Origin of the sequence: Nocardiopsis exhalans, assembly GCF_024134545.1 — a bacterium.
Taxonomy (GTDB): Bacteria; Actinomycetota; Actinomycetes; order Streptosporangiales; family Streptosporangiaceae; genus Nocardiopsis; species Nocardiopsis exhalans.
Window position 1 is genome coordinate 6,544,336 of sequence record NZ_CP099837.1, and the last position, 22,018, is coordinate 6,566,353.

Below are 22,018 nucleotides of genomic sequence, written 5' to 3' on the forward strand. Positions count from 1 at the left end.
CCGGTGATCTTGCTACCAGAAGCAAGTTCGGCGCTGATTTCGCTCCTGGTAGCAAGATCATCTTCGAAACAGGGGCCGAAACCGGGCTCGGGGGTGGCGGGGCGCGGTTGTGGTTCGCGGGAAGGCGTGACCGGCCGCGACACGGCCAGGCGTTCCGCTCTGGGCTGGGGGCGCTCCCGCCTTCGCTGCCGCTTTTCGTTGCCCGCCTTGACCGGCCGCGACACGCCCCGCCGTTTCGCTCCGGGGTGTGGAGGGCACCGACCGAAGGCCGAGGTAGTTGGGCCCTTTGGGCCCCTTCGGGGCCCGTGGGCCGCCCCGACCACACCTCCCCCGTTTCCCGATAGCCGCCCACCGCCGTCGCAGCGAAGCGGGTCAAGGTGGAGCGCCCGCAGCGAAGCGAGGACGAACGACCTTGACGCGAGCAGCGCAGACGGCCACACTCACGCGGCGGGAAACGGGGGAACCGCAACCAGAAACGAAACCCGAACCGCAGACCCCAGACCCCAGACCCCACCCCGGAATTAACCAACAGCATCCGTGCCGTGCACGGCCCCGGAACGGGTTCGGCCGGGTCCGATCTTCCTCGGACCCGGCCGTCCATGCCACTGGGTTACTCGGACAGACGCTTGACGGCGGTGTCCACGCGCTCGTCGGTGGCGGTGAAGGCCACCCGCACGTGGCGGTCGCCCGCGGTGCCGTAGAACGCGCCCGGAGCGACCAGCATGCCGCGCTCGGCCAGGGCGCCCACGGCGCCCCAGGAGTCGTGGTCGGGGTGGCTGGCCCACAGGTACAGGCCCGCGTCCGAGTGCTCGATGCGCCAGCCCGCCTGTTCGAAGGCGGTGCGCAGCTTGGCACGGCGGTCCCGGTAGCGCTCCTTCTGCTCGGCGGCGTGCGCGTCGTCGTCCAGGGCGGCCTTCATGGCGGCCTGCACCGGGGCGGGCACGATCATGCCCGCGTGCTTGCGCACGGCGAGGAGTTCGGCGACCAGGTCGGGATCGCCCGCGACGAAGGCGGCGCGGTACCCGGCGAGGTTCGAGCGCTTGGACAGCGAGTGCACGGCCAGCAGGTTCTCGTGGGAGTCTCCGCACACGTCCGGGTGCAGGATCGACACGGGCTCCGCGCCGTCCCAGCCGAGGTCGAGGTAGCACTCGTCGGAGGCGACGATCGCGTCCCGCTCTCGGGCCCAGGCCACGACCTTGCGCAGGTGGTCGACGCCCAGCACGCGGCCGGTCGGGTTGCCTGGCGAGTTCACCCACACGAGCTTGACGTCGGCCGGGCCGAGCGAGGTGAGGCCGTCGGAGGGCACCGGGGTGGCCCCGGCGACGCGCGCGCCGACGTCGTAGGTCGGGTAGGCCAGCTCGGGGTGGACCACGGTGTCGCCCGCGCCCAGGCCGAGCAGGGTCGGCAGCCAGGCCACCAGCTCCTTGGAGCCGACGGTGGGCAGCACCGCGCCGTCGGCGACGCGCACGCCGTGGCGGCGCTCCAGCCAGCCCTGGATGGACGCGCGCAGCTCGGGCGTGCCCCAGGTGAGCGGGTAGCCGGGCGAGTTCGCGGCGTCCGCGAGGGCCTTGCGGAGGTTGTCGGGGACCGGGTCGACGGGGGTGCCCACAGAGAGGTCGACGATGCCGTCGGGGTGGGCCGAGGCCGTTTTCTTGTACGGCGTCAGACGGTCCCACGGGAAGGTCGGGAGCCGATCGGTCACCGGTCGACGTTCACCCATCGGTGCGCACTCCATTCTGAATCACTGCTTGGCCATCCTGATTACTGCCTGCTCGGGCAGGGCGCCGCCGGGGGCGTGTAAGGGCCCCACACAACAGCGTCGCGCCGACCCCCGGCCAGGGGTCGGCGCGACACGTCACGCTTGTTCGGCCTCACACCCACGCAACCTCTGCGCCAAGGGGATGCGGTGGCGGACCGCCGCTACTCGGCCTGCGGAGGCAGCTTGGCGACGATCGGGTGGTCGCGGTCGATCTTGCCGACCTTGGAAGCGCCGCCGGGAGAGCCGAGGTCGTCGAAGAAGTCGACGTTCGCCTTGTAGAACTCGGACCACTGCTCGGGCAGGTCGTCCTCGTAGTAGATGGCCTCCACCGGGCAGACCGGCTCACACGCACCGCAGTCCACGCACTCGTCCGGGTGGATGTAGAGCATGCGGTCGCCCTCGTAGATGCAGTCCACGGGGCACTCGTCAATGCACGCCTTGTCCAGCACATCAACACAGGGCTGCGCGATGACGTAGGTCACGTCGTACTCCTTGTCTCACCCCCGATTACCCACGGGGGAGGCGGGGACCTTCAGAGATCTCCGGAACCCGGTCCGACGTGCGGGCGTCGGCTCCGGTCCGGGCTCTGCAAGCAATTGGCACAGATGTCGTACTCCTAGTATGGCGCTGGAGAACACCCATCGCACACTCGGGGGGCCGGATTTCATGCAGTTGCGGGGACGATTGGTCCACAGGATCGTGCCGAATGACCTAGGCAAGCGGGTATCCGTGCGAATCACCCACCCCGAGGGCGGGTTCACCGATATCGTCGGAGTCGTGGAGTCCTGGGCCGAAGGCGTGCTCACGCTGCGCAGGAGGGACGACTCGACGGTGGAGGTCCGTGAGGCCGACATCGTCGCGAGCAGGGTCGTTCCCCCGGTTCCCCCGCGGCGGCGTGACGGGCGTCCCCCACAGGCGCCCTGAGGCAGCACGAGGGAAACACAGGGCACACGGGCGGGATGCGCGCACACGTGTCCGCCCTCCGAACAGCAAAGACGGCCCGACTGCGGCCCACGTGAAGAACACGACCCGCCCAGCGGGTCGCGAAGGGGTGCCCATCGGCACCCGCAAGCTGGCATTCTTCGGCCTTTCCGGGGTAGGAGAGGCTCAGCCCCGGCACGGTGGTTCCCCCAACCGTGACCTCGGGCGGACAACGAAGCACCGAGTCCGGCCGTCCCACCCCTTGGACGGACCGGGCACGAGGTACGCGGGGAGGTGACGCCCATCATGAGGGAGGCGGTCGCGTCCGCACTCGCCGAACTGGCCCGGCGGGACGAGCGGGCTGCCGACATGGCACGGCTGGCTCTGGGCACCCTCGCCCCCGACGGTGAGATCCAGCGGCTCAACCAGCACTCCGTGCAGCGTTTCTGCTGGTACGAGCTGCCCATGCGCTTCCAGAACTCCGCCGACGACTCCCTGTTCACGGTGCGTTCCCTGTGCCACCTCTTCCAGCTGCTCAAGCTGTACCGGTACGCCGGGGTCTGTTCAGCTCCCGAGACCGCCACCCTGCTCGCCCTCTACGACTCCGACCACACCGCGGGTCTGGCCATGTACGAGCGGCTCATGTGGGAGTCCGGGGTGGAACCCCCGGACCTGCCCGAGCTCACCTGGGGCACCGCCGTCGGCGACGTCGAGCTGCACGCCCGCCGGGAGACCGCGGCCGCCCTGGAACTGGCCATCTCCCTCGGCGACATCCGGCCCGGCAAGCGCGGCTGGCGCCCCGCCCAGGAGCGGTTCGCCCGCTCCTTCCTCACCCAGCCCGACCACCGCGGGCTCAGCCACCTGGACCGGATCCGCGAGGAACGGGTCCGCGCCTGGATGTCCTCGTCGTCGCATCCGCACCGGCAGCGGCTGTGGCCGCTGGTGGGCCAGGTGATCGCCGGGGCGGACGTCCCGCGCGGTTCGGACGCCGCGATGGCGCCGCTGCAGCGGCTGCTGGACCTGGCCGCGGACGGGATCGCGCTCACTCAGATCGGGTACATCTCCCCCGGTGTGGTCCGGCAGATGTGCGAGGACTTCGGCTGGTCCACGACCCCCGAACCCCCGCGCAGCGAGACCGACGCCACCCAGATCATCGCCCTGCACCAGGTGCTGCGCATCATGCGCGCCGTGCGCCGGTCCGGCCGCCGACTCGAACTGACCCGCCGGGGCCAGCAGCTGCGCGAGGACCCCGACGCCCTCTGGCAGGCCGCCACGGAGACCCTGTGCCGGACCGGCGGCATCCAGCAGGCCGCCGCCGAGACCTTGCTCGGCATGCTGCTGGCCCGCTCACCGCAGGGGCTGGGCTCGCACGCCCGGCGCGGGATCTCCGACGCCGAGGCGGCCGAACAGGTGCTCACCGAGTCCGGATGGCGCCCGGTGGAACCGCCGGTGGCCGCCGGCCGGCACGCGGCCGCGCACCGGCGCACCGCCGAGACCTCCTCGGACCAGGTGCGCGCGATGGTGATGGCGGTCGGCTGGCTGCTGGAGGCGCTCGGCCTGGTCACCGGGGACGACAGCGACGGCCGCCGGGAACTCACCCCGGCCGGTCGGGCCTTCGCGGTGGCCTGCCTGCACAAGTCCGCGGTGGCGCCGCGCGCGGTGGTCTGAGCCCCGCTGCGAAGGGGTGCGCGTCAGGGCCTAACCTGGATCGCGAACCACCCGCGACCAGCAGGAGCACCATGCCCACGCCCGAGCCGCCCCAGCAGGCGGAATCCGACGACGCGACCGTTCCGGACCCCGAGAACGCGGACTCCGGCCAGAAGCGCGCCGCCGACCCGTGGGAGCAGATGCCCGACGACGCCCTGAACGCCGCCGGGGTCGGTGCCGGCTCTGACGCCGAGCCCGAGTCCGGCTCCGGTGTCGAGGCGGCGAAGTCCGGTGAGGAGAAGGACGAGGCGGAGAAGGCCGAGGAGGAGCGTGCCGAGAGCTGGGCGGACTTCCTGCCCAGCCCGATCTTCGTGCTGCTGCTGGGCCTGGCCGGGTTCGCGGGCTGGCTGTCCTGGCGCGCCGTGGAGCTGGACTGGGCAGAGGAGGGCACCGCGGTCACCCCGTTGATCCCGCCGCTGCTGATCCTGATCGGGTGGATCGTCTCGGTGGCCGTGCACGAGTTCGCGCACGCCCTGACCGCCTACCTCGCCGGTGACCGCTCCCTGCGCGGTAGCGCCTACCTGCGGCTCAACCCGTTCGCCTACCGGGAGGCCTTCGGCGGTCTGGTGCTGCCGGTGGTGTACCTGGGACTGGGCGGGTTCGGCCTGAACGGACCGCCCACCTACGTGGACTGGGAGCGGATTCCGAGCCGCGGCCGCCGGATCGCGGTGGCGCTGGCCGGTCCGCTGGCCAGCCTGCTGATGGCGGCCGTGCTGGCGGTCACCGTCACCTTGCTGGTGCCGCCCGGCCAGGACAGCGTGAACTGGGCGATCGCCGCGATGGCCTTCCTCGTCTTCGCCAACCTGACCAGCGCGATCGTCAACCTGCTGCCGCTGCCGGGCCTGGACGGCTACCACGTCCTGGCCGCCTTCCGCGGCGCCGAGTGGACCGCGTTCACCAAAGCCAACGGGCTGTTCTGCTCCATCGCGGTGTTCGCGATGCTGTGGCTGCCGGTGGTCCGGGACCTGTTCGAGAGCGCCGTCTACTCGCTGTCCGAGCTGCTCCTGCCGAACGACAACGCCACCGGGATGATGTTCCTCGGCAAGCTGCTGCTCCAGTTCTGGGAGTAGGCGCAAGAATCGGCTAGGCGCCCGAGACCTGGGGCTGGGCCTGGGGTGTGGTGCGCGGCGGCAGCACGAAGCTGCGCACCACCCCGGCGGCCAGGGCGATCATGGAGCCGAACAGGAAGACGTAGTTCACCGGCTTGCCGGAGAACACGATGCTGCCGCCGACGGTGTAGCCGATCATCGCCAGCGTCATCGCGACGAAGCCGACCGCGAAGCCCAGGGCTCCGGACTGGCGGCGGCTGCCCCAACCGGCGAGACGGCACAGCGCGTACAGCGCCACCAGGTAGGCGACCACCGCCGCCACTCCCCCGACCTGCACGGTCAGGCCCAGGTCCCAGAAGTGGGAGACCCAGCCCATCGAGAACCCGGACATCAGCCCCACGGCCGCTCCCGCGAAGAGCAGGACCGCGAAGGAGAGCACGGTCATCGCCGCGGACGCGAACGGGTTCGGGCTGTTGTGCGGCGCTGCGGCCGTTTCAGGAGTGGTCACGGAAGACGAGGGTAGGCGCTCCCGGAGGGGACGGCGTCACAGCCCCTCGGCTCACAGCCCGGCGAAGAGGTCCGTCTCGTAGCCGTCCTCCCCCGCTTTGGGCGGCGGTCCCATCAGCAGGGTGTAGTGCTCGACGGCGTCGATCTCCTGGGCTATGTCGTTGGAGAGCGCGAACCGCTCCCCGTCCACGGTGATCTGGGTGGCGTGCGCCCGCATGGCCAGGGCCTTGGCCGCCCAGTGGTCGGTGGCGTCGATCCGGGTGGTGACGATCGCGTCGGGGGTGCCCCGCGCGATGTCGGACACCTCCTCGGGCGGTGTGAAGGGGCCTGCCTCCTCGTTGAGACGCGCGATGGACTCCTCGATCCGGGAGACCGGCTGAGCGATCGCGTAGAGCTTGCTGACCTGCCAGGGCGTGCCGGGCATGGCCCGCTCGTTGGCCTTGGCGCAGGCCAAGCGGGTGACCCGGTGGGTCTGGATGTGGTCCGGGTGACCGTAGCCGCCGTGTTCGTCGTAGCTGACCAGCACGTGCGGGCGGACCTCGCGGATGATCTCGGCCAGGCTCCTGGCCGCCTCCTCCACGTCCGCTCCCCAGAACGCGTCGGGGTGCCCGTTGGTGGGGCCGCCCATCATCCCGGAGTCCCGGTAGTGCCCGGGGCCGACGAGGAAGCGGTGGTCGCGCACGCCCAGAGCCAGGCAGGCCTTGTCGAGCTCCCCGATCCGGTACTCGCCCAGTGTGTCCTCGCGGTCGGAGGTCAGGTGGGCGAGATCGCCCGGGATGACCTCCCCCTCCTCGCCCAGCGTGCAGGTCACCAGGGTGACCCCGGCCCCCTCGGCCGCGTACTTCGCCAGCGTCGCACCGGTGACGATGCTCTCGTCGTCCGGGTGCGCGTGAACCATCATCAGTCGCCTGTCCATCACGCAGCGAACAATACCGTCCGGATGCGCTTTTCCCTGCCCAAAAACCCGAATCGGCATGCCGGAACGGCGGCGGGGCGGGCACGGCACCGGGGAGCGGCAGGTGGGTGGAATGGGACACAATCGGCGTATGAGCTTTCCTCGCCAACAGGCCCGAACCCAGCGCTTCACGATCGGAGTCCCGCGCGCGTTCCAGATCTCCCCGGACGGGGAGCGCGTCACCTTCCTTCGCGGACGCAGCGGTACCGACAAGGCGACCTGTCTGTGGTCGTACTCCACCGAGACGGGCACCGCTTCGGTGCTCGCCGACCCCAAGGCCCTCGGCGCCGACGACGAGAACCTGCCCCCGGAGGAGCGGGCCCGCCGCGAGCGGATGCGCGAGCACGGCGGCGGCATCGTCTCCTATACCGTGGACGACGCCTTCACCCGCGCGGTGTTCACGCTGTCCGGCCGGGTGTTCTACGTGGACCTGGTCGGCGACGACAGCGCCCCGTGCGAGCTCCCGGTGGCCAGCCCGGCCGTGGACCCGCGGATCAACCCGGCCGGTGACCGGGTGGCCTACGTGCACAAGGGCGCGGTCCGGGTGATCGACGTCGCCGACGAGGACGACCCGGACCGGGACCGCGTGCTCGTGGAGCCGGACGGCGAGAACGTCACCTGGGGTCTGGCCGACCTGGTATCCGCCGAGGAGATGCACCGGGTGCGCGGTTTCTGGTGGGCTCCGGACGGCCGTTCGCTGGCGGTCAGCCGGGTGGACGAGTCCGAGGTGAACCGCTGGTTCGTCGGCGACCCGAACCAGCCCGGCCAGGAGCCGCAGCCGCTGCGCTACCCGGCGGCCGGTACCGCCAACCCGGACGTGCGGCTGGCCGTACTGCCGGTGCCCTCGGCGACCGAGTACCGGCGGGACGGTCGCACCGAGCCCACGCCGATCGAGTGGGACCGCGAGGCCCTGCCGTACCTGCCCACCGTGGACTGGACCAGCGGCCCGGACGGCAACCCGGTCCTGGTGTTCACCGCGCAGAGCCGCGACCAGCGCACCCTCACCCTGTTCAGCGCCGACCCCGCGACCGGGCTGGTCTCCGAGATCCGCACCGAGAGCGACGGCGTGTGGGTGGAGATCATGCCGGGCGTGCCCGCGTTCACGGCGTCGGGCGAACTGGTGTGGATTGGCCGCGACGGCACCGACGGCGAGCGCCGGGTGTACGTGGGCGATCGCGCCGTGAGCGCTGCCGACGTGTACGTGCGCGGTGTGGTGGACGTGGACGGCGACCGGGTGCTGTTCTCCGGCTCCCCCGCCGGCCGGGCCGGGGACGTGTCCCTGTGGCTGGCCGACACCCGGCAGGGCACCTGCGCCCCGCTGGAGCTGCCGGACGGTTTCGGGGAGTCGGGCGGTGCCGACGACGGCCACGGCGGCGTGCGCGCCGGTCGGCTGCGCGGCGACACCCTGGTGGTGCAGCACCGCTCGCTGGACTTCACCGGGGTGCGGACCCTGGTGGTGCGCAACGCCAGTACCGAGACCCGCCGCACCCACGGTGAGGTGGAGAGCCTCGCCGAGGCCCCGGAACTCCCGGACGTGCGTGTGAAGACCTGGCTGGCCGGGGAGCGGAAGATCCCGACCGCGCTGATCCTGCCGTCCTGGTACCGGGAGGGCGAGGACCCGCTTCCGGTGCTGATGGCCCCGTACGGCGGCCCGCACGCCCAGCGGGTGCTCAACGCTCGCGGCGCCTTCCTGTCCTCCCAGTGGTTCGCGGAGCAGGGCTTCGCGGTCCTGATCGCGGACGGGCGCGGCACCCCGGGTGTGGGCCTGGCCTACGAGCAGGCGGTCCACCACGACCTCGCCGAGCCGGTCCTTGAGGACCAGGTGGCGGCGCTGGAGGACGCGGCCGAGCGGTTCGGCTGCCTGGACCTGACCCGGGTCGGCATCCACGGGTGGTCGTTCGGCGGCTACCTCGCGGCGCTGGCCGTTCTGCGCCGCCCGGACGTGTTCCACGCGGCGGTCGCCGGTGCCCCGGTGATCGACTGGTCGCTGTACGACACGCACTACACCGAGCGCTACCTGGGCACCCCTCAGGAGCAGGCGCGGGTGTACGCCAGCTCGTCGCTGATGGCGGACGCCGCCAAGCTGGAGCGGCCGCTGATGCTGGTCCACGGCCTGATCGACGACAACGTGGTCTTCGCTCACACCCAGCGGATGTCCGAGGCCCTGCTGGCCGCGGGCCGCCCGCACACGGTGCTGCCGCTGGCGGGCGTGACCCACAGCCCGTCGGACCCGGTCACGGCGGAGAACCTGCTGCTGTTGCAGGTGGACTTCCTGAAGGAGAACCTCAGGGGCGCGTAGCCCTGGGGAGGTTCGACGCGGGTCCCGGCACCGGAGAAAGGCGCCGGGACCCGCGTGCGTCTGGTGGAGCTCGGCCTGGCTCCTAGCCGATTTCGCCCTCTTCGGGGACATTGATCTCGACCGGCTGGTTGAAGTTGTAGAAGCTCACCGTATGGAAGAAGGTCAGCATCCCGCCTCCCCCGTCCGCGTCGAGGTCGAATTCGTCGGTCACCCCCTCAAGGCCATAGCGGAGCGGGTATCCCTCGTCGGAGATCCAGATCTCGAACTCCGCCTCCACAACCCAGGGGTCGGCCCAGTTATTGAACTCGTGGACCACTCTGCCGGTGTAGTGGTGGCCCTCCCTGGTGGTCTCCGCGAACCCCTGATTCAGCTGGGTCCGGAGTTCGCCTTCCAACAAGTACTCGGGAGGGGACTCGTCCGTGGCAAGTTGGCCGGTGTACTCGATGTCCACCCCCTGTTCCAGAATCTCCTCGAACACGTCGAACAGGCTCTCCCATTCAGCTCGGGGGTCGTCGCTGACATTGATACCGACGCCTTCCCGGCGGTAATCACGTTCGGTCGGATCGTCGAACGCGAAACCGATGCCCTCCCGGATGTCAAGGAAATACACGTGCTCGTCCAGGTCTGCACCACTGGCGAGGACGCCCTCCCCGCCCGCTCCCCGGAAATTGCCCTGCGTCATCAAGGGTTCGGGGTCCTGCGTGTACTGGTGGTGAACCGTTGGGGCAGACCCCGGAACGTTGTCGCTGGGGACTTCGTAGGTGGTGAAACTGTCGGCCTCCAACGCGAGGACGATGGCCTCGGCGAATACGGCCGCGCCGTCCGACGGATCCCTTTCGATGGCGGGGGTGTCGTCCTCCTCGGGTTCTTCTTCCTCTGTGGCCACCGTTTGCTCGGCTGGGGAGTCGTCTTGGAGGTACCAGGCTCCGGCCGCCGCCGCGCCGCCGATCAGCGTCAGCGTGCCCAGAACGGCCACGGCACCCTTGACCCCGGTCAGGGCACCGAGGATCCCGCCGCTACTCGCAGCCCCGGTTCCTGCCCCAGCGGCCATGCTGGTCGCCCCACCGGCCGCACTCGCGGCGCCACCGGCGGTTCCGGCGGTTCCGGCGGTGCCGGCGGTGGCCATCCCCGAAGCGGCCCCTGCACCAGCTGCTCCGGAACCCGCTGCTCCGGAACCCAGGGTGCCTGCGCCGACCACACCCAGGCCCACCGCCGAAGCAGCTCCCAGAGCGGCAGCCCAACGGGCCGGGTCATGCCCGGCCGAGTCCACACCACGCCAGTAATCCGCCAGCATCCCGCGCAACACCCGCTGCGTACGAGTACGGTCAGGCACCGCTCCGGCGTGGAGCTCGGTCTCCACCGTGATGGGCGGCAGCAGCTCGGTCAGCAGATCGACCGCGGAGGGACGGTCGGCCGCGGCCACCGACAGCGCCCGCTCCACCAAAGGCAGCAGATCCTCGGGAACCCCCTCGACGTTGTGATCACCCGCCTGAACCCGGGCGGCCAACTCCACCGCGCTCCCCGAACCGAAGGGCGCCCGACCGGTGGCGGCCAGGGTCACCAGACCACCCCAGGCGAACACATCCGCCGCCGGATCGGCGGCGGCACCCGTATAACGCTCAGGCGCCGACCAACCCGGAGTTCCATAGGAAGCCGACGCGTCCTGTTCCGGGTCGGTGCCGATCTCGACCGCGATCCCGAAGTCCACGATCTTCGGCCCGCCCGGAGCCAGGATGACGTTGCCCGGCTTGATGTCGCGGTGCGCGATCCCCGCCGAGTGCAGGGTGGCCAGCCCTTCGGCCATACCCAAGGCGAACGTGCGCAGCATGTCCCCGGACAGCGGCCCGAACTCGCGCACATGACGGTTCAGGTCCCGCCCGGGCACGTAGTCGAAGGCCAACCACGGCACCGGCGCCGACGGATCCGCGCCGTGGAGCCGGGCGGTACTGATCCCATCGGCCCGGCGCAGCATCTGCACCTCGCGGGCGAACGCCTCCCGGTGCCCGGGGCGGTCCGCGTACTTCGCGTGCACGGTCTTGAGCGCGATGCAGGTGCCACCGGGATCCAGGGCCGCGTACACCACACCCATACCCCCGGCCCCGATCCGGCCCACCAGCCTGAAGATGCCGATCTGGCGGGGATCGCTCTCGGTCAGCGGATCAAGGCCGGGCGGCAGACCGGGCCCGGAGGGCGGGCCCGGTGTGTGGTCTGACTCCCCTGCGGGGTCGGGGTGCGGCGGGGGGACGGGCCCCTCGGCCGGGGTGGGGGACGTGCTCATCGTTACCTTTCCCGATACTGGGGATGCTGGGGGGACTGGAGTGCTGGGCCGATACGGAGTTCCATGTGTTCGCCCCGTGTGAGCCCTCCGTCACCGCAGAAGTTCTCCCCGGCATCGGAGAACCCCCTCGGTCCCGAGGCCGGAAAACAGGGGACGCAGGTCAGGACGGAACTCACCCGGGAAGAATCTCGGATTCGTCGGGGACCTCGGTCTCTACGGGCTGGTCGAAAATGACCACGACGACCTCCCAGCCCTCGCAGTCCTTGCGGTATCCCCTCCGGGGCCGGTGAGTCGGAGAGGATACGACAGACGAACCGTTCGTGCGCGCGCTGTACGAAGGGCGGCTTCCCGGGCGCGGCGTAGGCGACCGTCTCGGCTCAGGCGAAAAGGTCCGAGGCGGGACTCGTATGCCGCCCCGGTACCGCCCGGACCCTGGTGTCCGCTCCCGAGGAGGCCGGGACCGGCAACCGCGGGCCGGATGGCCCAGGGCCCGGACGGCGTGATGCACACGGCAGGTACGGCCCCTGGGCCAGAAGCAGGCCCGGCTAGTTGACGCCGGGCCACTCGGGCAGGATCTCCGACTCCTCGGGGATGTAGATGTCCCTGGGCTCGTTGAAGGTGTAGTCGCGGGTCACCGTGAAGGTGGTCCCCGGGTCGTCCTCAGGGTGCTCCAGGTAAACATAGGACCCGGCCCCGCCCATGCGCAGCGGATACCCCTCGTCGTCCAGCCACAGGTCGAAGGAGACGGCCACGGCCGCCATGTCCTCGTTCTGTGCCTCTTCGACGTAGGTTCCGCTGTAGAGGTGCCCTTCGGCTTCCTCGAACTCCAGACCGTAGCTGGGGGTGTCCCAGAACTCCGACTCGTAGGGGACCCGGCTACGCCCCTGGTACGCCACCTCAGACTCGGATCCCGGCTCCAGGATCCACTCCAGATCCCGGGTGAGACCCTCTCTCAGGTCGTTGTCGCTCTCGCTCCCGGGCTCGGCCGCGTAGTACTGGATGACAGGGGCGGCACCGGCTTCCGGATGGTCGATCCAGCCGTTGGTCGTCTCCTCCAGCTCGTCCCCCTGGCGCAGGGTGACCGAGGTCCCGAACGGACCATAACTCTTGTTCTGGATGGCCCGGACCGGGTCCTCGGTGTACTCGACGGTGTAGACCACCGGATCGCCGCCCTCCCGATCGACCACGTTCTCGTGCCGGTACACGTAGTCCGACGCGGCCAGCATCAGTTCGATGGTCTCGGCGACCACGGCCTCGGCGTCCTCGGGGTTGGTCTGGACCAGCGGGCCGCTGGGCTCGTCGGTCTCCTCCGCCGCCTCGTTCCCTCCTTCGTCCTCGGCGGAACCGGCCATCCAGGGGATCCGGTCGGAGTAGACCAGGCCGCCGACGAGCGCGACCACCAGTACAGCCGCCGTGACCGACAGCCACAGACCCCGGCGTGACCGGCGCACCCGGCGCACACCCGGGTCGGCCACCGCCGTCCACTCAGTGGCCAACAGCTCGGGCACGATCCGGGTGGAGTCCGTGCTCTGCCCCTGCTCCGCCACCAGGGTGGGCGACAGCGCGCCGCCCGGCATGATCCGGGTCGCCGACCAACCACGGGTCAGCTCCGCCAGGGCTTCGTCCGCCCGTGGACGTTCCCGCGGGTCCTTGGCGAGCGCGCGGCGCACCAGCACCAGCAGGTGCTCCGGGACACCTTCCAGGTCCGGCTCCTCGTGCCTGCTGCGGTGGATGATCCCGTCCACGGTCCCGCCGCCGAAGGGGTCCCGTCCGGTCGCCGCCACCGCGACCAGCCCGCCCCAGGCGAACATGTCGGTGTAGCCGGTGGCGTCGGCGCCCTCGTACCGTTCGGGGGCCACCCACCCGGGGGTCCCGTGCAGGCCACCGGTGGCGGTGAGCACGGTCCCGTCCGCGGCACGGGCAATCCCGAAGTCCAACACCTTGGGCCCGTCGGGGGCCAGGATCACGTTCCCCGGTTTGAGGTCGCGGTGCACCACACCGGCACCGTGGATCGCGGTCAGCGCCTCGGCCAGACCGACCGCGAGCGCGGTGAGCATGCCACCGCTCAGCGGCCCGTGCTTCTTGACGTGCTGGCGCAGGGTCAGACCGGGGACGTACTCGGTGGCCATCCACGGGGTGGCGGCGGTGACGTCAGCGCCGAGGAAAGCCGGGGCACAGGTGGCGCGGACCCGGGAGACCAGGCCGACCTCGCGGGCGAACCGGGCCCGAAAGTCCGGATCGGCGGCGAACTGGGAGTGGACCACCTTGACCGCCGCGGTCTGCCCGGTGTCCGTGAGTCCGGCGTAGACCGCGCCCATGCCACCGGCACCGATCCGTCCGACCACCCGGTAGTCACCGAGGCGTTCGGGGTCGCCGCTCCCGGGCGGGTCCACACCGGGTGGCAGGTGCTCGCGGTCGAAGGGGATATTGCTGTTCATCGTGGTTTCCTGTTCAGGAGGGGGAAGGAATCGGGATCGGGGAAAGGTCAGGGGCCGGGTTCAGGGGGCAGAGGCGCCGGGGTTCGGGGGTCACTCGGGGCGGGTGCCCTCGCCGTCCCACAGCTGGCGCAGGTTGGGTTCGTAGACACAGTGGTTCAGCGGGGAGCCGTCGGTGAGGGTCGCGTCGACGGGGGTGGCCTCGACCGGGTCGGGCGTGAAGAAATCCTCGCCCAACGCCCAGCCCCGCCAGTGGTAACAGATCCCGCCCGGGTAACCGACCTCCGGATCCGGGGTGGAGACCGCCTCAGCAGGGGTGTAGAAGACAGCCATGGCGTGGTCACCCGCCGAACCGCGGTCAATCGTGGCCCCGCCTACGAAGGTCAGTTCGAACTCCGCCGTGGGTTCCTCCGGGGAGAGCGTGGCGAGGCTTCCGCCGCTGTTCGCGACGGTGGCCTGCATGTACTCCGCACCGGACTCGATGAACCGGACCCGCGCGAACTCGTGGCTGTACACCTGGAGCGAGCCGAAGTCCGGCAGGTACTCGGCGGTGACGTTGACGATGAGGGTCTGGGACTGGAGCCAGGAGTGCTCCCCCATGTCGAACCGCACCTGCTCCAGGGTCTGCCCTGCCTCGCCGTCCTCCAGGGAGCGGACGAGGACGTCACCGGCGTCCGTGTCGGGAACCACGGTCACGGTTCCGTTCTCGTAGAGGTCCCGGTACTCCTCGGGGACGTCGTCGGCGGGCACTCCGTCGGCTGTGGTCACGGTGGTGTCCGTCGCACCGTCGGAGAGATCACCCGGCGGTCCAGCGCCGATCCGCCCGTCAACCACCGCCCAGACCCCGCCCGCGGCGACCAGGGCGAGCACGCACCCGGCCGCGCCGACGGCCAGGCGTCCGCGGTAGCGCCGGGCCCAGGAACGGCGGGGCGGGGCGTACAGCCGCCAGGGATCGTCCGCCGGGGCGGGAAGCGGCGCGCCGGTCCCGGGCCCGGCTGCTGTCCCGGACCCGTGCGCGGCCAGGGCCGGGTCGTTCAGGAGCCCGGCGGCGTCGGGGCGGTGCGCGGGGTCCTTGGCCAGGGACCGCCCCACCGTCTCGCGCAGCCCGGCGGGGAGCGCCTCCAGGGACGGCTGGGCCGACAGCACCCGCGAGACCACCACATCAGAGGCGGCCGTGCCGAAGGGACCGGCCCCGGTTGCCGCGTAGGCGACCAGACCGCCCCAGGCGAAAACGTCCGAGCGGTCGGTGGCCTCCGCGCCGCGGTACTGCTCGGGCGAGATCCACCCGGGCGTGCCGACCAGGCCGCCGGTACGGGTCAGCGCGGTCTCCTCCACCGCGCGGGCAATCCCGAAGTCCAACACCTTCGGCCCCTCAGGGGCCAGGATCACGTTGCCCGGCTTCAGGTCACGGTGCACCACACCGGCGGCGTGGATCGCCGCGAGCGCCTCGGCCACCCCTGCGGCGAAGAAGGCCAGCGCCGGGCCGCGGAGGGGCCCGTACCGGCGCACGTGCTCGTCGAGGGTGAGGCCAGGCACGTACTCAGTGGCCAACCAGGGCGGGTCAGCCCTGGCATCAGCGCTGAGGAAGGCCGGGAGCGCACGCGCGCGCACCCGGCGGACCATCTTCACCTCACGGGCGAACCGGTCCCGGAACTCCCGGTCGGCGGTGTGGGAGCGGTGCACGCACTTGACCGCCGCCCGCCGACCGCGTCCGTCCAGCGCCGCGTACACCACACCCATGCCACCGGAACCAAGGCGTCCGAGCAGGCGGAACGATCCGAGGTGGCGGGGGTCGTCGGCGGCCAGGGGAAGCACACCGGGAGGGGACTGGGGTTCGGAGACCGGGAGGTGAGATGCGGGGTGCCCGGAAGCCGGGGGTTCGGTGGAAGGGTTCATTCGGGGGAAGGCCTCTCAGTCAGGAAGGGGCCAGAGACGGGTCAGGGCCGCTCGGGGTGGATTTCGGACTCGTCGGGGATCCCGACGTCCACGGGCTGGTCGAACTGGAAGTAGTCCATCCGATGGGCGATGCGAAGTGCTTCGCCGCCGTCGGTGACGCCCCCGGGAACAGCTTCCAAGGAGAGCCGTACCGGGTGGCCCTCCGCGGAGATCCAAAGCTCGAACTCCGCCTCCACGGGTTCGGAAAACAGGTGTACCGGAAAAACGTGCGCCAACGTCCCGGTGTAGTGGTGCCCGCCGCGTTCGAGGGCGTCCTCGTCACCCATCAGTTCCCGGGGGATGTACTCGTCGTCGAACGTGCCCTGGCCCTCATAGGAGACCTGCGCGCCCTCGGCCAGGACCACCTCCATGGTGAGGAGCGTCTCCTCCCATTCCTTCCGGGGTTCCCTCAGCGGGTCGGTGCCGGGGCCCGGGTCCAGGAAGTACTCCTTGACGCTCCCGGTGTACGTTTCCGTCGGCCTGTCGGTGAAGTACACGAACTCGTTCAGTTCCGGCCCCAGGGCGAGCACACCTTGCCCGTGGGGTCCGAGGTACATGGCCCGGCTCATGGCCGGTCGCGGGTCCTCGCTATACAGGTAACGGGTCGGCATGAAGTCACCGGGACTGTTGGAGACGAACTGCTCGTAGCTGGTGAAGCTAGACGCCTCCAGGGCGAGAGCGATCGCCTCGGTGACCACCGCGTCGATGTCCTCCGGGGCCTCGGCGACGGTCGGGCCGGAGGGTTCTTCCGACGCGTCCTCCTGCATGCTGTTCCCGGCCGCCGCGGTGTCCGCCGGGTCGTCCCCGGCTCCGGGGCGGGCCAGGGCCCAGCCGCCGAGCAGGGCGACGACCAGCACGGCCGCGGTTCCGGCGAGCAGGGCGGGCTTTCGGACGCGGCGCACCCGCTGGGGTTCGGGGGCGGTGATCCCGGTCCACTCGGCGGACAGGAGCGCGGACACCGCCTCGGCCGGGTCCTCCCCCTCGCCCGCCGTGAGCTCCTGGAGGAGTTCCAGCGCGGTGGGCCGCTCCCCGGGTTCGGCCACCAGGGCGCGTCGGACCAGCGGAGCCAGGTGTGCGGGGACGGCACCGGGTTCGGGATCGGTCGCGGTGTCCCCGGAGGGCTCCCAACCGGTGGCGGCGAAGCGCACCAGCGCGCCCCAGGCGTACACGTCGGCGTACCCGGTGGTCCCGGTGGCGCGGGCGCCTTCGGGGGAGCCCTGTTCGGGCGCGGCCCAGCGCGGGGCGGAGATCGGTTTCCCGGTGACCCGGGCGACCCCGAGGCCCACCACCTTCGGTCCTTCCGGGGCAAGGATCACCTTGGTCGGGTCCAGGGCCAGGTGCGTGGCCCCGGCGGCGTGCCCGCCGGCCAGGGACTCGGCCAGCCCCGCGGCCAGAGCGGTGAGCATACCGCCGGTCAGCGGACCGTGCTCGGCGACGTGCGCGGCCAGGGTCCGGCCGGGCACGTAGGCGGTGGCCAGCCAGGGCTGCGCCGCCCGGACGTCCGCTCCCCGGTAGGCGGCGGTGCACAGGGCCCGGACCCGGACGAGGCGGCCGACCTCCGCGGCCATCCGGGAACGCACGTCCGGGGCGTCGGCCAGCTCCGCGGGTATCAGTCGGACCGCGGCGGGGACCCCGTCACCGTCCACCCCGAGCAGCACGGTGCCCGCGGCGTCCCGGGTGATCCGGCCGACGATCCGGTAGGCGCCCAACCGGTCGGGGTCGCCCTTGGCCGGGGGCGCGACCCCCGGCGGCAGGAAGTCGCGGTCGAAGCGGGCACTGGTCTCGGCGGACATGGTGGGGCTTCCTGTTCTCGGGTCGTGAGGGGGTGGGGGTGGGGTTCAGGCGCCCGGCTCAGGGCAGTCGGGGAGGATCTCCGACTCGTCGGGGACGTGGATGTCCTGTTCCCGGTAGTCATAGTCCCGGGTGATGGTGATGACGGCGTCCTCGAACCCCGGCACGTCGTACCCGGTCAGCGGGCCGTGGTCGCGCACATACTCGTCCAAGGTCGGCCCGGGCACGTACTCGGTGGCCATCCACGGGACCCCGGCCCGGGTGTCCGCGCCCCGGAAGGCGAGTACCCCGGCGGCCCGGACCCGGCGCACCAGGTTCACCTCGCGGGCGAACCGGGCCCGGAACTCGCGGTCCGCGGCGTGGGACCGGTGCACGCACTTGACCGCCACCCGGCGGTCCCGATCGTCCAGCCCCGCGTACACCACACCCATGCCACCCGCGCCCAGCCGCCCGACCAGGCGGAACGGACCGAGATGACGCGGGTCGGACGGGTCGAGGGCCAGGATGCCAGCCGGGGGATCAGGGGATGTGGGCATGGAGGGGGTTCCGGGTTCGGGGACGGGGTGGCGAAGCGGATCGGGGGTGACCCAGGGACTCAGATGCCCCGATTCCGTGGGCGGTTCACGCCGTCACCCTCCGTTTGCGCCCCGCCGTCGGGCGGACCCACCCGGACCGGCACGGAAGCCGGGTCTAGCCTGGGGTTATGCGTTCGTACACCCCGGTGCTGGCCTTGGCAGCCGACCTGCTCTGCGTGCTCGTATTCGTCGTGGTGGGCAAGGCCGACCACGCGACCGGTCTGGCCCCGGCCGCCGTGGCCGCGACCGCGTGGCCGTTCGTGGCCGCTCTGGTCCTCGGCTGGGTCGTCACCCTGGCCTGGCGCTCCCCTGGCCGGATCTGGCCGACCGGGGTCCTGGTGTGGGCGGTGACGGTCGTGGGCGCGATGCCGTTGCGCCTGCTCAGCGGGGAAGGCGCCCCGTTCTCCTTCGTGCTGGTGACCGCGCTGTTCCTGGCCGCGACCATGCTCGGTTGGCGGGCCGTGGCCCTGTTGGTCTCCCGGCGGAAGCGACAGACGGTGGCCTGAGAGGGAAGACTGGGGGCATAAGCACACCTTGAGAACCCCCACGACCTTAGGGACCCCCATGGCCGATCCCGTCACCACCGCCATCATCGCCGCCCTCGCCACCGCCTCCGCCACCAAGCTCGGCGAGGACCTCGGGGAGGGTGTGGTCTCGACCTTCAGGTCCCTGTACAAGGCGGTCACCCGACACTTCCGCTCGGACCCCGAGGCCCAGGAGGCGCTGGACGACCTCCGGCTGGACGAGCACGACACCGAGGCCATGGACGTGGTCTCCACGCACCTGGACCGGGCCGCGCACGAGGACCCGGAGATCGGTCGGCTCCTGGAGGAGCTCCGTTCCGGGGTGAACGAGGTCAACCAGGAGGGCGACGGCGCTGTCGTCAACCAGATCAACGGCAACGTGAGCGACTCGGCCAAGGTCATCCAGGGCCGCGACTTCCACGGGGGCATCCACCTGTAGCCGGCGGACCTTCGGCGGGCCGGGCGGCGGCGGGCGGTTCGTAAGCTGGACGTGATGAACGAGCAGCGCACCCCAGAGGCCATCCTTCCCGAGGCCGCCCTTTCCGAGACCGCCCCGGTCCCCGTCGAACCCTCCTCGGGGGAGGACGAGGCGCGGGAGGTCGGGGTCGGCCCGTGGCCGGGGCCCTGGCCCGAGGGCGACCACTACGACCCCGAACTGCTGGCCCACGGCGACCGCCGCAACGTCGTGGACCAGTACCGGTACTGGCGGCGCGAGGCGATCGTCGCCGACCTCGACACGGTCCGGCACGAATTCCACGTGGCGGTGGAGAACTGGTCGCACGATTTCAACATCGGATCCGTCGTGCGCACCGCCAACGCCTTCGGCTGCACGGCCGTGCACATCGTGGGGAAGCGCCGGTGGAACCGTCGGGGCGCCATGGTGACCGACCGCTACCAGCACGTGTTCCACCACCCGGACACGGAGGCGCTGGTGGCCTGGGCCGCCGAGCGCGACCTCGTACTGGTCGGGGTGGACAACCTGCCCGGGGCGGTCCCGTTGGAGACCCATCCGCTGCCCCGTAACGCAGTGCTGGTGTTCGGGCAGGAGGGCCCAGGGCTGTCCGAGGAGGCGCGCCGGGTGTGCGCGGCGGTGCTGTCCATCGCCCAGTTCGGGTCGACCCGGTCGATCAACGCGGGCGCGGCCGCCGCCGTGGCCATGCACGCCTGGGTACGAGCTCACGTGTTCGACCAACAGGTACCCGACAGGACGACCACCCCACAGTCGTGATTGTCCTGTGATCTACGATGAACAAGACGCCCCCTACCAGGAAGTAGCCAGGATGAGCCCGATCGTCACCTCCGTCGCCCGCACCACCGCCGTCGAGGACGTCCCCGATGTAGCCCGGGTCCTCAGCCGCGCGCTCCACGACGATCCGCTCTTCCGGTGGCTCTTCCCCGACGACGAGCTCCGCATGGCCAAGGTCCGGCGGTTCTTCGCCCTGGCCGTCGGGTTCGGCTACATGACCGCGGGTGACGTCCGGATCGCCGAGCTCGCCGAGAGCACCGAATCCGCCCCGGTCACCCGCGCCGCCGCGCTGTGGGCCCCGCCGACCAGCAACCCCGAGGGCCCGCTGGTGTCGCTGCGCACCTGGCCGCACTGGGGCGCGCTGATCGGCCGCGCCCGCCTGGCCGCGTTCGTCCGGATCTTCGCCGAGTGGAAGATGGCCAGCCCGCAGGAGCCGCACCTGTACCTGGCCGCGCTGGGCGTGGACCCGAGCGCGGCGGGCACCGGGGTGGCGGGCGGGCTGCTCACCGCCGGTCTGGACGAAGCCGACTCGCAGGGGCTGCCGGTGTTCACCCAGACCCTCAACGACAAGAGCGTCGGCTTCTACGAGCGTTTCGGGTTCCGCTGCGTGCACGAGGTCCCGCACGAGGGCATCGGAACCAGCTACTTCCTGCTGCGCCCGGCTTCCTGAACCCTGCTTTCCCCAAGGACCCCACCCGTGATTTTCCCGTGATCTAGCATGGGCGGTGACGACCCCGGGGAAGAGGGAGACTGCGCAGATGACCCCCACGGCCACCACCATCAAGTCGGTCCGTACCGCCGCCATGGACGACGTCCCGGGGGTGGCCCGGGTCCTCGGCAGGGCCTTCTGTGAGGACCCGCTGTTCCGGTGGCTGTTTCCGGAACCGAATCTGCGCATGGCCCGGTCGGTCCGGATGAGCGCCCTGATGGCAGGGTTCGAATACGTCCCGAGGGGACACGCCAGCGTGTTCGAGGCCGAGGAGGCGGGCCGCCGGGTGGTGCGCGGTGCGGCTCTGTGGGCCCCTCCGGCAGGAGACGGCGAAGGCCTCGCCTTCATGCTGCGGGCGCTGCCACACCTGGCCTCGCTCGTGGGCGTGAACCGGCTTCCCGAGGTCCTCGGGTACTTCGCGGAACTGAAGGCGTCGGCTCCGGAGGAGCCGCACTGGTACCTGGCCGTGCTCGGCACCGACCCCGTGGCCCGCGGCACCGGCGTGGGTTCTCGCCTGCTCCGCGAGGGCCTGGCCCAGGCGGATGCCGACGGCGTACCGGTCTACCTGGAGACCATGAACTCGGCCAACATCGGCTACTACGAGAAGTACGACTTCCGGGTGATGCGGGCGATCAACGACCCGGACCTCCCCTCCACCTACTGCATGCTCCGCCCCGCCGTCTGACCGTTGGGGAACGTCCCCTGTCGGTACCCCCTGGAAGGCTGAGGACCATGCTGATCGTGATGGCCGGGCTGCCCGGCTCCGGCAAGAGCACCGTGGCCGAGGAGCTCGGTCGGCGGCTCCCCGCACCCGTACTGTCGGTCGACCCCGTCGAGGCTGCCCTGTGGAGCGCGGGTGTGGACCGCGCACAGCCAACCGGACTGGCCGCCTACGTCGTGGTGGAGGCGATGGCCGCCGACATCATGGCCCTGGGCCAGACCGTGATCGTGGACGCCGTCAACGACGCCGAGGAGGCCCGCGAGCAGTGGCGCGGGCTGGCCGCGCACCGGGACGCGCCCATCGCCTGGATCGAGGTGGCCTGCTCCGACCCAGACCTGCACCGCCACAGGCTGGAGAGCAGACGGCGCGATCTGCCCGGCTTCCCCGAACCCGACTGGGACTCGCTGGCCGCGCGCCGGGCAGGTCTGGGTTCGTGGCGCGAGGAGCGCCTGCTCCTGGACTCGGCGCAGGCCTTGGAGCCCAACGTGGAGAAGGCCCTGGACCACCTGCGCACGGTCCGGGTCCGGGCGATCGCACAGCGGATCACGGACGAGGACTCCGCACTCCTGCGTCGCCTCGCCGAATAAGGCGAGCGGGCCGCACCCCG

The 22,018-nt window shown here is 71.3% G+C and carries 18 protein-coding genes and 1 pseudogene; 10 read left to right on the forward strand and 9 right to left on the reverse strand.

Annotated elements, in window-relative coordinates; translation table 11 throughout:
- Positions 1-610 precede the first annotated feature (610 nt).
- Together dapC and fdxA are read right to left on the reverse strand one after the other, a co-directional pair.
- Complete coding sequence (gene dapC / locus NE857_RS29025; protein WP_254418502.1) at positions 611-1,720, reverse strand: succinyldiaminopimelate transaminase; 1,110 nt, start codon at positions 1,718-1,720, stop codon at positions 611-613.
- A gap of 200 nt (positions 1,721-1,920) precedes the next feature.
- Positions 1,921-2,241 (reverse strand): ferredoxin, encoded by a 321-nt coding sequence (gene fdxA, locus NE857_RS29030; protein WP_014908468.1) that lies wholly within the window; start codon positions 2,239-2,241, stop codon positions 1,921-1,923.
- A gap of 184 nt (positions 2,242-2,425) precedes the next feature.
- Here fdxA and NE857_RS29035 point away from each other — a divergent pair, with 184 nt between their 5' ends.
- From NE857_RS29035 to NE857_RS29045, 3 genes are all read left to right on the forward strand, one after another.
- A complete protein-coding gene (locus NE857_RS29035) occupies positions 2,426-2,683 on the forward strand; it encodes a putative acetyltransferase (protein ID WP_254418503.1) in 258 nt (85 codons plus the stop codon).
- A 303-nt stretch (positions 2,684-2,986) separates the two neighbouring features.
- The gene (locus NE857_RS29040) at positions 2,987-4,348 is read left to right on the forward strand and encodes a hypothetical protein (protein ID WP_254418504.1); all 1,362 of its coding nucleotides are present in this window, start codon (positions 2,987-2,989) and stop codon (positions 4,346-4,348) included.
- A 71-nt stretch (positions 4,349-4,419) separates the two neighbouring features.
- Positions 4,420-5,457 carry a site-2 protease family protein gene (locus tag NE857_RS29045; RefSeq protein WP_254418505.1) on the forward strand — a complete coding sequence of 346 codons (1,038 nt, stop codon included), beginning with the start codon at positions 4,420-4,422 and terminating at the stop codon, positions 5,455-5,457.
- A gap of 13 nt (positions 5,458-5,470) precedes the next feature.
- On the opposite strand, the gene NE857_RS29050 is transcribed toward NE857_RS29045, so the two are convergent.
- Positions 5,471-5,944, reverse strand: a complete 474-nt coding sequence (locus NE857_RS29050; protein ID WP_254418506.1) for a hypothetical protein — start codon at positions 5,942-5,944, stop codon at positions 5,471-5,473.
- A 51-nt stretch (positions 5,945-5,995) separates the two neighbouring features.
- Positions 5,996-6,862 carry an N-acetyl-1-D-myo-inositol-2-amino-2-deoxy-alpha-D-glucopyranoside deacetylase gene (gene mshB / locus NE857_RS29055; RefSeq protein ID WP_254418507.1) on the reverse strand — a complete coding sequence of 289 codons (867 nt, stop codon included), beginning with the start codon at positions 6,860-6,862 and terminating at the stop codon, positions 5,996-5,998.
- A 127-nt stretch (positions 6,863-6,989) separates the two neighbouring features.
- Here mshB and NE857_RS29060 point away from each other — a divergent pair, with 127 nt between their 5' ends.
- Entirely contained in the window at positions 6,990-9,197 is a 2,208-nt protein-coding gene (locus NE857_RS29060; protein ID WP_254418508.1) for a S9 family peptidase, read from the forward strand.
- An 82-nt stretch (positions 9,198-9,279) separates the two neighbouring features.
- Here NE857_RS29060 and NE857_RS29065 read toward each other — a convergent pair whose 3' ends face one another.
- The 5 genes and pseudogenes from NE857_RS29065 to NE857_RS29085 all read right to left on the reverse strand — a co-directional run.
- Positions 9,280-11,475 carry a serine/threonine-protein kinase gene (locus NE857_RS29065; protein WP_254418509.1) on the reverse strand — a complete coding sequence of 732 codons (2,196 nt, stop codon included), beginning with the start codon at positions 11,473-11,475 and terminating at the stop codon, positions 9,280-9,282.
- A gap of 545 nt (positions 11,476-12,020) precedes the next feature.
- Positions 12,021-13,913 (reverse strand): serine/threonine-protein kinase, encoded by a 1,893-nt coding sequence (locus NE857_RS29070; protein ID WP_254418510.1) that lies wholly within the window; start codon positions 13,911-13,913, stop codon positions 12,021-12,023.
- Between the two features lie 90 nt (positions 13,914-14,003).
- Complete coding sequence (locus tag NE857_RS29075) at positions 14,004-15,806, reverse strand: serine/threonine-protein kinase (protein WP_425572072.1); 1,803 nt, start codon at positions 15,804-15,806, stop codon at positions 14,004-14,006.
- 41 nt (positions 15,807-15,847) lie between these two features.
- Positions 15,848-17,638, reverse strand: coding sequence for a serine/threonine protein kinase (locus NE857_RS29080; protein ID WP_254422177.1), 1,791 nt, complete (start codon positions 17,636-17,638; stop codon positions 15,848-15,850).
- Positions 17,639-17,791: 153 nt separating this feature from the next.
- Positions 17,792-18,172, reverse strand: a pseudogene (locus NE857_RS29085) (protein kinase domain-containing protein); the annotation flags it as partial.
- A 167-nt stretch (positions 18,173-18,339) separates the two neighbouring features.
- Here NE857_RS29085 and NE857_RS29090 point away from each other — a divergent pair.
- The 6 genes from NE857_RS29090 to NE857_RS29115 all read left to right on the forward strand — a co-directional run bounded on the left by NE857_RS29090 (position 18,340) and on the right by NE857_RS29115 (position 21,998).
- A complete protein-coding gene (locus NE857_RS29090; RefSeq protein ID WP_254418512.1) occupies positions 18,340-18,717 on the forward strand; it encodes a DUF3054 domain-containing protein in 378 nt (125 codons plus the stop codon).
- Between the two features lie 58 nt (positions 18,718-18,775).
- On the forward strand, positions 18,776-19,174 hold the full coding sequence (locus NE857_RS29095) for a Het-E N-terminal domain-containing protein (RefSeq protein ID WP_254418513.1): 399 nt from the start codon (positions 18,776-18,778) through the stop codon (positions 19,172-19,174).
- 54 nt (positions 19,175-19,228) lie between these two features.
- Complete coding sequence (locus NE857_RS29100; RefSeq protein WP_254418514.1) at positions 19,229-19,963, forward strand: TrmH family RNA methyltransferase; 735 nt, start codon at positions 19,229-19,231, stop codon at positions 19,961-19,963.
- 52 nt (positions 19,964-20,015) lie between these two features.
- Positions 20,016-20,651 carry a GNAT family N-acetyltransferase gene (locus NE857_RS29105; protein ID WP_254418515.1) on the forward strand — a complete coding sequence of 212 codons (636 nt, stop codon included), beginning with the start codon at positions 20,016-20,018 and terminating at the stop codon, positions 20,649-20,651.
- Positions 20,652-20,739: 88 nt separating this feature from the next.
- Positions 20,740-21,375, forward strand: a complete 636-nt coding sequence (locus NE857_RS29110; RefSeq protein WP_254418516.1) for a GNAT family N-acetyltransferase — start codon at positions 20,740-20,742, stop codon at positions 21,373-21,375.
- 47 nt (positions 21,376-21,422) lie between these two features.
- Positions 21,423-21,998 (forward strand): P-loop nucleotide/nucleoside kinase family protein, encoded by a 576-nt coding sequence (locus NE857_RS29115; RefSeq protein WP_254418517.1) that lies wholly within the window; start codon positions 21,423-21,425, stop codon positions 21,996-21,998.
- The last annotated feature ends 20 nt before the right edge of the window (positions 21,999-22,018 follow it).